This is a genomic window from Pseudomonas sp. 22189 (genome assembly GCF_052045635.1).
Classification (GTDB): domain Bacteria; phylum Pseudomonadota; class Gammaproteobacteria; order Pseudomonadales; family Pseudomonadaceae; genus Aquipseudomonas; species Aquipseudomonas parakoreensis.
In genome coordinates this window covers 76,232-88,177 of sequence record NZ_JBQEPG010000007.1, presented here as the reverse complement: position 1 = coordinate 88,177, position 11,946 = coordinate 76,232, and the positions used below count along the sequence as shown (strand labels likewise).

Genomic DNA, 11,946 nt, shown 5'->3' with positions numbered 1-11,946 from the left:
ACACATTATTGAGGGCGCGGCTACGATTCGGCCCAACGCCTGTGGCCAACCGCCATGACTCAAAAATAATAAAAGGGCCCGACACGGTTTTACCGTGGGCGGGTCTTTTTGTTTCGGGGTGAAAAAAGAGTGCAATAGCGCCGTTTCAGCCGTTCGACACAGCGCGTTTCAACCCGTAATAAGGAAAACAAAATGTTGAACAAGCGAATCAGTCTGATCGCACTGGGGATGTTGAGTGCCACACAGGCCATGGCTGACGGCCAGGCCGAGTCCAAGGGTTTTGTAGAAGACAGCAGCCTCAAAGTGCTGCTGCGCAATGCCTACATCAACCGTGATTACAAAGACGGCAACGCGGACAAATCCGAGTGGGGCCAAGCGGCTATCGGTACGTTCTCGTCCGGCTTCACCCAAGGCACCATCGGCGTGGGTGTCGATGCTTTCGGCCTGTACGCCCTGAACCTGGAACGCAGCGAAGATCGCAGCGGTGCCGGCGGTATCGACTTCTTCAAACGTGGCGACAGCGGCAAGCCTGCCAATGACTTGTCCAAGGGCGGCGCTGCGGTCAAATTCCGTCTGTCCAACACTGTGCTGACCTACGGTGACCAGATGCCAGCCCTGCCGGTGCTGAACTATGACAATTCGCGTCTGCTGCCGGAAAGCTACACCGGTACCTTGATCACTTCCAAAGAGATCAAAGGCCTGCAACTGGACGCCGGTCGTTTCACTGCCGAGTCGCGCAAAAGCGCTGAAGGCCGTGACAGCGGTGGTCTGAAGGCGATCAACGTGTTGGGCGGCAGCTATCAGTTCACCGAACAATTCAAGGCGGCGCTGTACGCTTCCGACGTCGAAGACGTGCTGAAGAAGCAATACGTGAACGCCAACTACGTGTTCCCGATCGACAAGGATCAGTCCCTGACCCTGGACTTCAACGGCTATCGCACCAAGCTGGACGACTCTTACGTCCGCGAAAGTGGCGCTACCGGTGATGACAACAAGATCTGGAGCCTGGCAGCAACGTTCGCCACCGGCCCGCACTCGTTCACCGTGGCGCATCAGCGCTCCACCGGCGACAGCAACCTGGGCTACGCCTACGGCGGCTATCAGAAAGAGCAAGGTCGTGTCGGTGACGGTGGCAACACCATCTACCTGGCCAACTCCTACTGGTCGGACTTCAACGCTGAAGACGAGCGCAGCTGGCAGTTGGGTTACGGCCTGGACTTCGGCGCATTCGGCGTACCGGGTCTGAGTTATAACTTCGCTTATGTGCGTGGCGACAACATCACCACCTCCACCAGCGAAGGCGGCACCGAGCGCGAGATTTTCAACCAGGTCAAATACGTCGTACAAAGTGGTCCGGCGAAAGACTTGAGCGTGAAATTGCGCAGCTCGATCCTGCGCGTGTCGCAGAAATCCAGCGAGTACAACGTCAGCGGCAACGAGCTGCGTGTATTCGTGGACTACCCGATCAACATCTTCTGATGAACGATCCGGTGTAAGAAACATGAGAAAACCCCGACTGGCTCGGGGTTTTTTTTCGAAGACTTTTCTGCGAAAACTGGAAAAAACCCGTGTTTTTGTCACCTGAAAGTGGTTTTCAAGCGCCTTCAAGTACTGTTTCAAACGGGGCTTTAAATGCCTGAAATTCTTTCTCATGGACGCAAATTCTCCACCTAATAGATTAGGCCGCTCAACGCAGCGGAGAATTTGGTAATGATCGTTTTGAACAGAGAAGTGGGCGAATCGCTACGGCGCGACAAATATGTCAACGTCCAGGGTGGTGACTTCAATCTCTACGGTCATTTTGCCGACTTCGTCAGACTGACCAAAAGTTGGGAAAACATGGAGCCAGACAGTTATTACGGTCAGGCCGAAGCCGGCATGCGTTACCGTCGTTACAGCGACTTTGAATACAACCCGAAAACACGTGAGCTCAAGCAACTCGAGCATCGCGCCTACGTGCAGTCGAAGGAGAACAACGCCTACGTGGGCGGTGTTGTGCGGCATTTTCAGGACTTCTCCGATGAAGTGATCACTTCGCCGGTGATGCGCAGCCTGATCGACACCGATTTTGAAGTGTACAAAAGCGTGCTGCCGGAAGAACTGCACGATGAAATCTGGCAGTGCCAGATCCATCAGATCCGCATCGAGATCAAACCCGGCAAGCAACTGGAAATCACCCCGGAAGGGATTCACTGCGACGGTTATCCGTTCAGCGGCGTGCACTTTTGGGGGCGCAACAATGTCGAGGGCGCGGAAAGTCGTCTTTACGATATCCACGAGCATCAATTGGCGTCGACCACCTACCAGGAAATTCTCGACACCACCTACTTCCTTGACCGCGACATGCGCCACTACGTGACCCCCGCGCGCAACACCCACACGCATGCCATGGCGTACCGGCAGATTCTGGCGATTTCCTTCTCGCGGCCCGGGACCGCTTTCGACATTGTTCGCTAATCAGATCACCCCAATCGACGGCGTCGAGTGCTCGACGCCGGTGGTGCTGCGACGTGCCACCGCCAAAGACGCGCAGCGCATGGAGCGCTTCTTCCGCCAGTTCGACGAAGTGTCCTTCTGTGAGTGGCAAGATGCCAAATGCCTGCGCGGTGTGTTGATCCAGAAGACCACCACCGCCTATCTGGCCTTCGACGTCGCGGGCGAAATCGTCGGTGCGGTGCTCGGCGGCATGCTCGGCAGTCGCGGCACCATCAACCACTTGGCGGTCAGCCCACGCTATCGCAGCCAGGGCGTCGGCCAGCGGCTGGTGGAAGCGGCGTCGTCCGACATGAAACGGGTCGGTGTATTACGGATGTTTCTGTTCGTCGACGATGCTAACCTCGCGGGCAAGCGATTCTGGACTGCCCAGGGTTTTTGCGAACCCCACGGCGAGCGGACATTTGAGAGGGATCTATGAATGAAACGTCCGGCAGTGCGCCGCTGATGGCTGCCCATCAGCCATCGCGCACGTTTGCCGAAGCCAGCCCGGTGGTGGCCGGTTACTTCACGGTGTCGTTCGTGTTCGGGCTGATGGCGGTCAATGCCGGGCTGCCGATGTGGCTGCCGGTGGCGATGTGCTTGTTCGTCTACGCCGGCGCTTCGCAATTCGCCGCACTGGCGCTGATCTCCAGTGGTGCGTCGCTGACCACCATCGTGCTGACTACCTTCCTGATCAATGCGCGGCACATGCTGATGTCGGTGTACATGGCCAAGGCCCTGCGCGCATTGGGCCTGAGCCGCATGGAACGCTGGGCCTACGCCGGTGGACTGACCGACGAATCCTTCGCGTTTCACAGCGTCAAACTGGGCACCGGCGCGCCGGTCAACATCCGTTACCTGATCGGCTTCAACCTGTTCTGCCACACCTCATGGGTGCTGGGCGGATTGTTGGGCGCCGTCTGCGCGCAATATGCGTCGCACCTGATCAAATATCAGCTCGATTACGCACTGACCGCGATGATGCTCTACGTGCTCGTGTCGCTGTGCAACACCCGCAACAAACTCATCGCCGCCGCGGCTGCCGTCGTTTGCATGGGCGCGCTGAGCCTGGTCGGCACTTCGCCATTCAACGTATTCATCGCCACGTTTGTGGGCTGCGGAGTGGGTGTATGCCTGACCAAACGTTCCTGATCCTGGTGGTCGCGCTGATGATGGCCGTGACCTTCCTGCCACGCGCGCTGCCGCTGCAAGTCAACACCGAGCACTGGCCGCCATTCGTTGCGCGGGCGCTGGAATACCTGCCGGTGGCGATCGTCGCTGCGATCAGCCTGACACCCTTGTTGATCAAGGATCAGCACCTACAGCTCGATCGCCCGGAATTTTATGCAGCCATTCCGACGTTGTTATGTGCGTATTTCAGCAAAAACCTCTTTCTCAGTGTGGCGGTTGGGACGGCTGCGTACATTGCGCTCGGCTCGTTCATGTAGCGGCAGATCGACCACGTCGTTCAGGGCCTGCCCTGACAGGTTAGGGTTGTTCACCGCCAGACGCACTTCGAGAAAATCCTCGAAACCGGGGAAGATCGTCAGGCCGTTCTTTTGCGCGGCCTCACGCGACACCATGCCGACTGCGTCCATCTGCGTGATCAACGACAGCGTCAGGGTCTCGCTGCAGGAATAAACCATGCGCTGACCGTTCTCGTGATTGCCCAGTCCGGCGTCGAGAAAACGCAGGAAGCTGTGGGAATACGGACAATCTTCCGCAGGACGCACCTGAAACTTGTTGCCCAGCAACGTCAGTGGATCGTTTTCCTGCCCGCAATGGGCACCGACCACCTGCACCTGCACATCCGGCAAAACAATGCTCGGCAAACCCGGCCGCTGCGGGCCGATCAGCACCGCGAGGTCAAAGTCCTCATTCTTCAGCTTGCTGAGGTTTTCCATCGACTCGGCGTAGCTGAATTCCATCTGGTAATCGGGAAACACCTCAATCAGGCGTCCGATCATTCGCCGGTTGAAGTCAGACGACAACGTGTTGTTCAACGCAACCTTCAATGTGCGCTGGCCGGGTACCTTGAGCGCCTCGACCTTTTCTTCCATCTGTCGCGTGGCAATCAGCACTTTGTCCATGTAGGGCGTCAGCTCCGTGCCTTGCGGCGTCAGCGTCAGCCCTTTGTTGGAACGTCGAAACAAGCGGAAACCGAACTGCTCTTCGACCTTGTTCAACTGCGCGGCCAGGGCCTGCACAGTCAGGCACGAATGCTCGGCTGCGGCCGACAACGAGCCGGTCTGCACGATGCGCATGAGGTTGCGTAAGGTTCTGCTATCCATGGGTAATGCCCTCTGAAGTGGGCTGGGTATTGTTGTTTACGAGACTGCCGGTCCGGCGTCATATGCCGGCTATATTCCAGCACCTGAGCATAGTTGTCGCGGGTTTAGTAGCGAATTGATGTCCCTGCCGATGGCTGGAAGCTGACACAGGATCGGGATTTTTGATGACGTGAGGGTGATTGGGGTCAAGAAAAGTGCGTGGTTTTGGTGCGCTGGGAGGGTTTTTCGAGGAGAAACGGCTTATGGCTCCTGTAATTTCCCCGGCGAGATATGCGCATATTTTTCAGCTTTGAGCGCGAGTGCCCTTAGCATCAGGGATGCTTTCCAATTTCGTCTTCACCAGTTTGTTGCGACTCTAGAGCCGCCATTCACGGGGCGCTGAAGAGCGTCCGCATGTGAATGCACATAGGCAAAATTCGCCAGCACTTCGACTAGGCAAGCGAAATGCTCAAATAAACCAGGCAATAAAAAACCGACATTGCTGTCGGCTTTTTGCTCCCTTGAACAAGGGTAGAGGTCTCACCCGGCGCTGATCTTCAGGTCATCAACGGGGTTCCTAACGCCGACTATCGCCACCTGATGGCACTCGGTTTCGCGCTCTTGAGGCAGATCCTCTGCCACGGAACATTAACGTGTCAACTTGGAAATTCTTAGGCGTTTATTCGTATACGAATAATTTCATGTAAAAAATTCATATGTGTACTACGCTCATCTTGCGGACCCGCTTAGAAGGACGACCATGCCTACCTCATCCCCAGCCCTCACCCCGCGTGAACAACTCGACGTCCCCGAAGCCGGGCGCGTCGCGCTGAAGTTTTTCTTCAATCTCATGGAGCGCTGGGGTTGCAACGCCGAACAGCAGCGCACTTTGCTGGGCGGCGTCGGCAACACCACGTTCTACAAGTACAAACACCTGCCGCCGAACATTCGCCTGCCGCACGACACGCTGGAGCGCATCTCGTATCTGATGGGCATTCACAAGGCCTTGAGCATCATCTTCAGCAACAGTCGCGAGCGTGCTTATACGTGGGTCAGCAGCCCCAACACGGCTGCGCCATTCAATGGCCGGACCGCGCTGGATTACATGCTGGCGGGGAGGGTGGTCGACATCGCCGACGTGCGCCGCTACCTCGACGGGGTGCGCGGTTGAAGGCCCCGCCGCTGGCTGAGCCGCAATGGCCCAAGGCCTACCGGATCGTCAACAGCAGCTTCCCGCCGATTGCGTTGTTCGAAGACGTGCTCGACCCCGAAGACCTGGAAGTCGCCTACGCGCTGGAAGCACTGACCAATGATCGCCTGATCGAGCAGGCCGGCGTCCTCGCCCGTGTGCGCCCCGAAGACCGGCTCTCCGGCCCCGGTTCAACCCCGGTGATGGCGGCGTTTACCCACATCGGCAAAAGCAGCCGCTTCACCGATGGCACCTTCGGCGTCTACTACGCCGCCAGCAGCCAGGCCGCGGCCATCGCCGAAACCTGCTATCACCAGGAGCGTTTCCTCGCAGCCACCCACGAAGCGGACCTTGAGTTGACCATGCGGACTTACGTCAATCGGGTGGTTAAGCCGCTGCACGATGTCCGTGATGGTTTTGCACATTTGCATCAACCCGATCCGGAAGCCTATGGTCCGTCACAGGCGTTTGCCCGACAACTGCGCGAGTCTGAATCGTGGGGAATGCTCTACAACAGCGTGCGTTTGCCGGGCCACGAATGTGTCGCTGCGTTCCGGCCGCCAGCGGTGTCGATTCCGAAGCAGGGCAAACATCTGCGTTATGTGTGGAGTGCGAGTCAACGCAGGATTTCGTTTGTGTTTGAAATCAGTCAGGTTTGAAGCGCGATCTTATTCGGCAGCCTGCTCGTAGCCGACCTGAGCAACCGAATGAGAAAACTCATTAATGCTCAAAGAATTGGAACAATTCCGGAAGGACTTGCTGGAATCTGTACGTCAGATGAAGGCCGGTAAAGCTGTATGTGTAAACGAGGTGCTGCGACCCGCACTGGCAGAAGCACGTCCCTCGGTGACGAGTCGTCCGGATTAATGACGATTTGGGACTTCACAGCCTTGAGGCAGTGTGGACGTAATGTGGACGTTCCTGAAACAACAAAGCCCCTGCATTTCTGCAGGGGCTTTGTTTTGTATGGTGCCGGCACCAGGAGTCGAACCCGGGACCTACTGATTACAAGTCAGTTGCTCTACCAACTGAGCTATACCGGCGTGTGGGCGACGATTATAGCGATTGGATTGGTTCTGTAAACCCCTGAATTCAGACTATTTTTACGTAGGCGCTGGATCAGGCTTGGCGTGAGCGGTGTCTCCGGGTTTTTAGCCGCAAGACTGGGGTTCCACGAGATCAAGCCAGACTGAGCGTAAGGGCAGAATTTCCGCACCGTTCAAGCACCCATTTCCCCCGTTTATGTCCTTTTGATTGGAAGCTTATGCACAACGGATCGGCGCGACCTTGGCGTTGCGGGGAATTTTGTGGACACGTTCTCATTTTGTGCGCAAATCCCTGTTTTACAGGTTTTTTATCAATATGAACAAAAAATGACCAATGCTGTTTTTGTCACGCAATGGCCGTGGATATTGGATCCACGGGGAAACCATCAACAGAGTTATCCACAGGCTGTAAAGATTTCAAGCGCGCTCGGCCAGCAGCAGAAAATTACGCGGCGTCAGAGGTGCGTTGCAGAAGGTGCCGAGGCGTACGACGTATCCCTGTTCGGCGAGGAAAATGGCTCGATCAAGAATCAGCCAAAGCTCCAGCGGTCGTCGGAACAGTCCGCGCAGTAGTTCCAGGTTGCGAACTTCGGCCAATCGTTGCCAACCGGCGGCTTCCAGTGCCTGCCAATCTGGCGTGCCGACTGTGGATAACTCTTTCAGTGCTGCCAGATCGCGGCAGTAATCGGCGAACGGTTTGTCCAGCCAGGCGCTCGGTAGGGACGGGGTTGGCAGGTATTCATCGACGCAGCGCACTTGCCGTTGCAGCAGATCAAAGGCCAAACGCCGGGCCATGGAGGTGTCGCGCTGACGTCGGACTCTTGCACCGGCGGTGACGGTTTCGCTCATGGGCAGCGCCAGATCTTCGAGCGAGAGCTGTAGGGCGGATCGCAAACCCGCTGAGGACAATGCGTGGTACTCGCTGCGTTTGATCCGGTTGTAGCAGCACGGGGCGATAGCCATCCGCTGACATCCGGCCGCGCTCGCCAGTTGCATCAGGCGCACATGCAGGTCGCCGCAGGCGTGCAGGGCGACGGGGGTGTGATGAGCGCTCAACACGTTCGCCGCGTCTGCGGCCAGCACATCCTGCTCGACATGCAGGGCATGCAAATGATGACGCTGACTCAGGGCCTGACCACTGGCGACCAACGCCGGATCGTATTCGACACAGGTCAGCTGTTGCCCGACGCTTAACAGGCGCCGGCCCAAATGCCCTTTGCCGGAACACCAGTCCAGCCAATGCGTTGGCGGCGAGGCGAAAGACAAACGGCTGCCGAACGCTTCAATCTGCTGCCACTTGCGTCCCGGCACGTCGACATTCAATCGATGGCCTGCAGTTTCCAGCGCATGTCCCGGCAACTCACCCACTGCGCTCAGCTCAGCCGACAACGCCGCCAAAGAGGCGAACGGCTCCGGGGCATCGACGAGATCGGCAGGATGGTTGTGCGCCCGCTCTGCATCTTCCAGTGACCGTCTGCGTAGCCAGGAAGACAATTGCGGGTAGGCGGTTTCCCACGGGAGCGAAAGATGAGTGAACGGACGAGGTTTCCACAGCGCCTGATGCGCCGTAAGAAAATCATCCAGCGCGGTGAAGCGGGCGAGTAACTCCTCGCCCGTCAGCACGTGGGAAGTTTCAACGCCCTTGGCAGGCATCGACGCGCAACCAGCGCTCCAGCAGCTTGAAGCCGCGCACCAGCACGTAGGACATCAGCAGATAGAACACGCCGGCGGCGAAGAAGATTTCCACCGGCAGGTAGGTGCGGGCGATGATCGTGCGGGCCATGCCGGTCAGTTCCAGCAGGGTCACGGTGCTCGCCAGTGCGCTGGCCTTGAGCATCAGGATCACTTCGTTGCTGTAGGCCGGCAAACCGATGCGCGCCGCACGCGGCAGCATGATGTAGAACATCGCCTTGGGCTTGGACATGCCCAGTGCTCGCGCTGCTTCGATTTCGCCCGGCGGAATCGCCTGGATCGCGCCGCGCAGGATCTCCGCGATGTACGCCGCCGTGTGCAGGGTCATGGTCGCGGTGGTACACCAGAACGGATCGCGCAGGTACGGCCACAGCGCGCTGCTGCGCACCGCATCGAACTGCGCCAGGCCGTAATAGACGAGGAACAGTTGCACCAGCAGCGGCGTGCCACGGAAAAAGAAGATGTAGGCGTAGGGCAAGGCGCGCACGTACCACAGCTTCGACGAGCGGGCGATGCCCAGCGGAATCGCCAGCAGCAGGCCGGCAATCACGGCAATCGCCACCAGTTCGAGGGTCAGGGTCGCGCCCTGCGCCAGTTTCGGCAGCCACTTGATGATCACTTCCCAGTTCATGAAGCGCTCCTCGCAAAGCCGCGAGCGGCGCGTTTTTCCAGGAAGTGCATGCCGGTCATCGCCAGCACTGTCAGGCCGAGGTACATGACTGCGGCTACCAGATAGAAGGTGAACGGTTGTTTCGACACGGTCACGCCGATCTGCGCGTGACGCATGATTTCTTCCAGACCGATGACTGACACCAGCGCGGTGTCTTTCATCAGGATCATGAACAGGTTGCCCAGGCCCGGCAGGGCGATGCGCCACATCTGCGGCATGATCAGTTTGGTGAAGATCCGCCATTTCGACAGGCCCAGCGCCACACCGGCTTCACGGTGGCCTTTGGGAATGGCGAGGATCGCGCCGCGGAACACTTCCGTGGCGTAGGCGCCGAAGCACAGGCCCAGCGCAATCACGCCAGCGGCGAAGGCGCTGAGTTGCAGGTCGGGGTTACCGAAAAACTCACCGAGGCTGCGCATCAGGTTGACCGTACCGAAGTAGATCAACAGCACCCAGAGCAATTCCGGGACGCCACGTACCAGGGTCGAATAAGTGCCGCCAAGCCACTGCAGCGGCTTGTACGGGGAAGTCTTGGCCAAGGCGCCGAGCAGACCGAGCACCAGTCCCAGGCACAGGGCTGTCAGCGCCAGTTTGACGGTCATCAGCGCACCGGCAGCGAGGGCCGGGCCGAATCCGTAGAGGTCGATAATCATGGATTTCTTTTCAAATCGCGGCAGGCAAGGCCGGGAGCCGGCGCCGTCGGTGGATGGCGCCGGTCCCGCAGGTCAGATCAATAGATGCTGAACGGGAAGTACTTGTCGTTGATCTTCTTGTAGGTACCGTCAGCGACGATTTCCTTCAGTGCGGCGTTCAGCTTCTCGCGCAGCGGGTCTCCTTTGCGCACGGCGATGCCGATTTTGTCGCTTTCCACGACCGGGTCGCCTTTGAACTCGTAGGCCTTGCCTGCATCGGTTTTCAGCCAGTCGTAGTTGGCGTACTTGTCGGCGAGGATGGCGTCGACACGACCGGAGGTCAGGTCCAGGTAGGCGTTTTCCTGGGTGTCGTAGAGTTTGACTTCGATATCGCTGCCGTAAGTGTCCTCAAGCCAGGTGCCCGCGAGGGTGGCGCGCTGGGTACCGATGATCTTGCCTTTGAGCGAATCCTTATCGGTTTTGAACTCTTTATCTTTCGGCGCGATGAACTGCAGCTTGTTCGAGTAGTACGGGTCGGTGAAGTCCACCGCGCCCTTGCGCTCTTCGGTGATCGACAGCGAGGACACCAGGAAGTCGAACTTCTTGGCGTTCAGCGCAGGGATGATGCCGTCCCAGTCAGAGGTGACAACCGAGCACTCGACTTTCATCTTGGCGCACAGGGCGTCACCGATGTCTTTGTCGAATCCGACCACATTGCCGCTGGCGTCTTTGTTGTTGAACGGCGGGTAAGCCGCTTCGATGCCCATCTTCAGGGTCTCGGCCATGGCCCCGGCGCTGAATGCGAGGGTGACGGCGGCGGCCAGGAAGACCTTTTTAAAATTCTGCATGCATGTTGCTCCGTTAGCGGTTGCTGGACATGAATTGTTTGCAGCGCGCCGAAAGCGGGTTTTCGAACACCTGCTGAGGCGATCCTTGCTCTTCCACCAGCCCCTGGTGGAGGAACACCACTTCGCTGGAGACCTGACGGGCAAAGCCCATTTCGTGGGTCACCAACAGCATGGTGCGGCCTTCTTCGGCCAGTGCGCGGATGACACTAAGTACTTCCTGAACCATTTCCGGGTCAAGGGCGGAGGTGGGCTCGTCAAACAGAATCACCTTCGGCTGCATCGCCAGCGTGCGGGCAATCGCGGCGCGTTGTTGCTGACCACCGGACAATTGCGACGGGTAGGCGTGGCGCTTGTCGGCGATGCCGACCTTGGCCAGCAGCGCTTCGGCGACCTCGATCGCCTCGGCCTTGCTCTGGCCGAGCACGCGGCGCGGGGCTTCGATGATGTTGTCGAGCACGCTCATGTGCGGCCACAGATTAAAGTTTTGAAATACAAAACCAATCTCGGAACGCAGGCGGTTGATCTGTTTGCCATCCGCAGCAACCAGTTCGCCATTCTTGGCGGGCTTGAGCTTGAGTTCTTCACCGGCCACCAGAATCTGACCCTGGTGCGGGTTTTCCAACAGGTTGATGCAACGCAGGAACGTGGACTTGCCGGAACCGGAGGAACCGAGGATCGAGATCACATCGCCGTCGCGGGCGGTCAGCGAGATGCCTTTGAGCACCTCAAGCTGTCCGTAGCGTTTGTGCAAGTTGCGGATTTCAAGCGCGGGCGTGGCCTCAGCCATGTGCGTTCCTCATATATGTTGCGCTCCTGCTGTTGGCGGGCCTTCCTGGCGAGGCGGCCAAGCTAGCATAGCGTTTCAATGGCAGCCAACAGCGCTACGGGCGGTAAGCGGATGGCGTGTGGCGGGTTGTCGCATCGGCACAGCAGACTGTCGCCCCATCAACAACCGAACGGGTGTTTGAACGTGCAGGCCCGTGGGTGTTGCGTAAAAAAAGGCGCGATGTTGCCAGCTTTGGCGGGGTGTTGGAAGCGCTATCCGGCCGAACGTTCCTGATTCGCCCTTTTATTGTGCATCCCACACTTTTTCAGTGTGTTTCTGGTGCGCCTGTTCGCTTGAA

The 11,946-nt window shown here is 58.2% G+C and carries 13 protein-coding genes, 1 tRNA gene and 1 pseudogene; 8 read left to right on the top strand and 7 right to left on the bottom strand.

What is annotated here, in order from left to right; translation table 11 throughout:
• The first annotated feature begins 192 nt into the window (after positions 1 to 192).
• The 5 genes from ACTJKS_RS09470 (at position 193) to ACTJKS_RS09450 (ending at position 3,923) form a co-directional block, all read left to right on the top strand.
• Positions 193 to 1,479, top strand: coding sequence for an OprD family porin (locus tag ACTJKS_RS09470; protein WP_041071313.1), 1,287 nt, complete (start codon positions 193 to 195; stop codon positions 1,477 to 1,479).
• Positions 1,480 to 1,710: 231 nt separating this feature from the next.
• Positions 1,711 to 2,457 carry a 2OG-Fe dioxygenase family protein gene (locus tag ACTJKS_RS09465; protein ID WP_007961854.1) on the top strand — a complete coding sequence of 249 codons (747 nt, stop codon included), beginning with the start codon at positions 1,711 to 1,713 and terminating at the stop codon, positions 2,455 to 2,457.
• A 79-nt stretch (positions 2,458 to 2,536) separates the two neighbouring features.
• Positions 2,537 to 2,914 carry a GNAT family N-acetyltransferase gene (locus ACTJKS_RS09460; RefSeq protein WP_008080517.1) on the top strand — a complete coding sequence of 126 codons (378 nt, stop codon included), beginning with the start codon at positions 2,537 to 2,539 and terminating at the stop codon, positions 2,912 to 2,914.
• Entirely contained in the window at positions 2,911 to 3,627 is a 717-nt protein-coding gene (locus tag ACTJKS_RS09455; RefSeq protein WP_027611235.1) for an AzlC family ABC transporter permease, read from the top strand. The genes ACTJKS_RS09460 and ACTJKS_RS09455 overlap by 4 nt, the downstream gene beginning before the upstream one ends.
• Positions 3,606 to 3,923: an AzlD domain-containing protein gene (locus tag ACTJKS_RS09450; RefSeq protein ID WP_003220702.1), complete on the top strand. Its 318-nt coding sequence runs from the start codon at positions 3,606 to 3,608 to the stop codon at positions 3,921 to 3,923. The genes ACTJKS_RS09455 and ACTJKS_RS09450 overlap by 22 nt, the downstream gene beginning before the upstream one ends.
• Here ACTJKS_RS09450 and ACTJKS_RS09445 read toward each other — a convergent pair.
• The gene (locus tag ACTJKS_RS09445; RefSeq protein ID WP_007961685.1) at positions 3,840 to 4,766 is read right to left on the bottom strand and encodes a LysR family transcriptional regulator; all 927 of its coding nucleotides are present in this window, start codon (positions 4,764 to 4,766) and stop codon (positions 3,840 to 3,842) included. The two genes, ACTJKS_RS09450 and ACTJKS_RS09445, sit on opposite strands and share 84 nt — an antisense overlap.
• 739 nt (positions 4,767 to 5,505) lie before the next feature.
• Here ACTJKS_RS09445 and ACTJKS_RS09440 point away from each other — a divergent pair.
• From ACTJKS_RS09440 to ACTJKS_RS09430, 3 genes and pseudogenes are all read left to right on the top strand, one after another.
• Positions 5,506 to 5,916 carry an MbcA/ParS/Xre antitoxin family protein gene (locus tag ACTJKS_RS09440; RefSeq protein ID WP_007961687.1) on the top strand — a complete coding sequence of 137 codons (411 nt, stop codon included), beginning with the start codon at positions 5,506 to 5,508 and terminating at the stop codon, positions 5,914 to 5,916.
• On the top strand, positions 5,913 to 6,593 hold the full coding sequence (locus tag ACTJKS_RS09435) for an RES family NAD+ phosphorylase (RefSeq protein WP_108181394.1): 681 nt from the start codon (positions 5,913 to 5,915) through the stop codon (positions 6,591 to 6,593). The genes ACTJKS_RS09440 and ACTJKS_RS09435 overlap by 4 nt, the downstream gene beginning before the upstream one ends.
• Positions 6,594 to 6,657: 64 nt before the next feature.
• A pseudogene (locus tag ACTJKS_RS09430) lies at positions 6,658 to 6,783 on the top strand (helix-turn-helix domain-containing protein); the annotation flags it as partial.
• Positions 6,784 to 6,901: 118 nt separating this feature from the next.
• Here ACTJKS_RS09430 and ACTJKS_RS09425 read toward each other — a convergent pair.
• The 6 genes from ACTJKS_RS09425 to ACTJKS_RS09400 all read right to left on the bottom strand — a co-directional run bounded on the left by ACTJKS_RS09425 (position 6,902) and on the right by ACTJKS_RS09400 (position 11,609).
• Positions 6,902 to 6,977: transfer RNA gene (locus ACTJKS_RS09425), tRNA-Thr, on the bottom strand.
• A 420-nt stretch (positions 6,978 to 7,397) separates the two neighbouring features.
• Complete coding sequence (locus tag ACTJKS_RS09420; protein ID WP_108181395.1) at positions 7,398 to 8,633, bottom strand: methyltransferase; 1,236 nt, start codon at positions 8,631 to 8,633, stop codon at positions 7,398 to 7,400.
• Positions 8,614 to 9,303: an ABC transporter permease gene (locus ACTJKS_RS09415; protein WP_003220713.1), complete on the bottom strand. Its 690-nt coding sequence runs from the start codon at positions 9,301 to 9,303 to the stop codon at positions 8,614 to 8,616. Before ACTJKS_RS09415 ends, ACTJKS_RS09420 begins: the two co-directional genes overlap by 20 nt.
• The gene (locus tag ACTJKS_RS09410; RefSeq protein ID WP_007961693.1) at positions 9,300 to 9,995 is read right to left on the bottom strand and encodes an ABC transporter permease; all 696 of its coding nucleotides are present in this window, start codon (positions 9,993 to 9,995) and stop codon (positions 9,300 to 9,302) included. Before ACTJKS_RS09410 ends, ACTJKS_RS09415 begins: the two co-directional genes overlap by 4 nt.
• A gap of 77 nt (positions 9,996 to 10,072) precedes the next feature.
• Positions 10,073 to 10,822, bottom strand: coding sequence for an ABC transporter substrate-binding protein (locus tag ACTJKS_RS09405; RefSeq protein ID WP_041071347.1), 750 nt, complete (start codon positions 10,820 to 10,822; stop codon positions 10,073 to 10,075).
• Positions 10,823 to 10,835: 13 nt separating this feature from the next.
• The gene (locus ACTJKS_RS09400; protein ID WP_041071351.1) at positions 10,836 to 11,609 is read right to left on the bottom strand and encodes an ABC transporter ATP-binding protein; all 774 of its coding nucleotides are present in this window, start codon (positions 11,607 to 11,609) and stop codon (positions 10,836 to 10,838) included.
• Positions 11,610 to 11,946: the final 337 nt, after the last annotated feature.

What these genes read in the sequence shown, in the direction of transcription:
- ACTJKS_RS09445 (WP_007961685.1), bottom strand. Translation starts at nt 4,766, where the DNA reads ATGGATAGCAGAACCTTACGCAACCTCATGCGCATCGTGCAGACCGGC.
- ACTJKS_RS09420 (WP_108181395.1), bottom strand. Translation starts at nt 8,633, where the DNA reads ATGCCTGCCAAGGGCGTTGAAACTTCCCACGTGCTGACGGGCGAGGAG.
- ACTJKS_RS09440 (WP_007961687.1), top strand. Translation starts at nt 5,506, where the DNA reads ATGCCTACCTCATCCCCAGCCCTCACCCCGCGTGAACAACTCGACGTC.
- ACTJKS_RS09415 (WP_003220713.1), bottom strand. Translation starts at nt 9,303, where the DNA reads ATGAACTGGGAAGTGATCATCAAGTGGCTGCCGAAACTGGCGCAGGGC.
- ACTJKS_RS09470 (WP_041071313.1), top strand. Translation starts at nt 193, where the DNA reads ATGTTGAACAAGCGAATCAGTCTGATCGCACTGGGGATGTTGAGTGCC.
- ACTJKS_RS09460 (WP_008080517.1), top strand. Translation starts at nt 2,537, where the DNA reads ATGGAGCGCTTCTTCCGCCAGTTCGACGAAGTGTCCTTCTGTGAGTGG.
- ACTJKS_RS09465 (WP_007961854.1), top strand. Translation starts at nt 1,711, where the DNA reads ATGATCGTTTTGAACAGAGAAGTGGGCGAATCGCTACGGCGCGACAAA.
- ACTJKS_RS09455 (WP_027611235.1), top strand. Translation starts at nt 2,911, where the DNA reads ATGAATGAAACGTCCGGCAGTGCGCCGCTGATGGCTGCCCATCAGCCA.
- ACTJKS_RS09405 (WP_041071347.1), bottom strand. Translation starts at nt 10,822, where the DNA reads ATGCAGAATTTTAAAAAGGTCTTCCTGGCCGCCGCCGTCACCCTCGCA.
- ACTJKS_RS09400 (WP_041071351.1), bottom strand. Translation starts at nt 11,609, where the DNA reads ATGGCTGAGGCCACGCCCGCGCTTGAAATCCGCAACTTGCACAAACGC.
- ACTJKS_RS09450 (WP_003220702.1), top strand. Translation starts at nt 3,606, where the DNA reads ATGCCTGACCAAACGTTCCTGATCCTGGTGGTCGCGCTGATGATGGCC.
- ACTJKS_RS09410 (WP_007961693.1), bottom strand. Translation starts at nt 9,995, where the DNA reads ATGATTATCGACCTCTACGGATTCGGCCCGGCCCTCGCTGCCGGTGCG.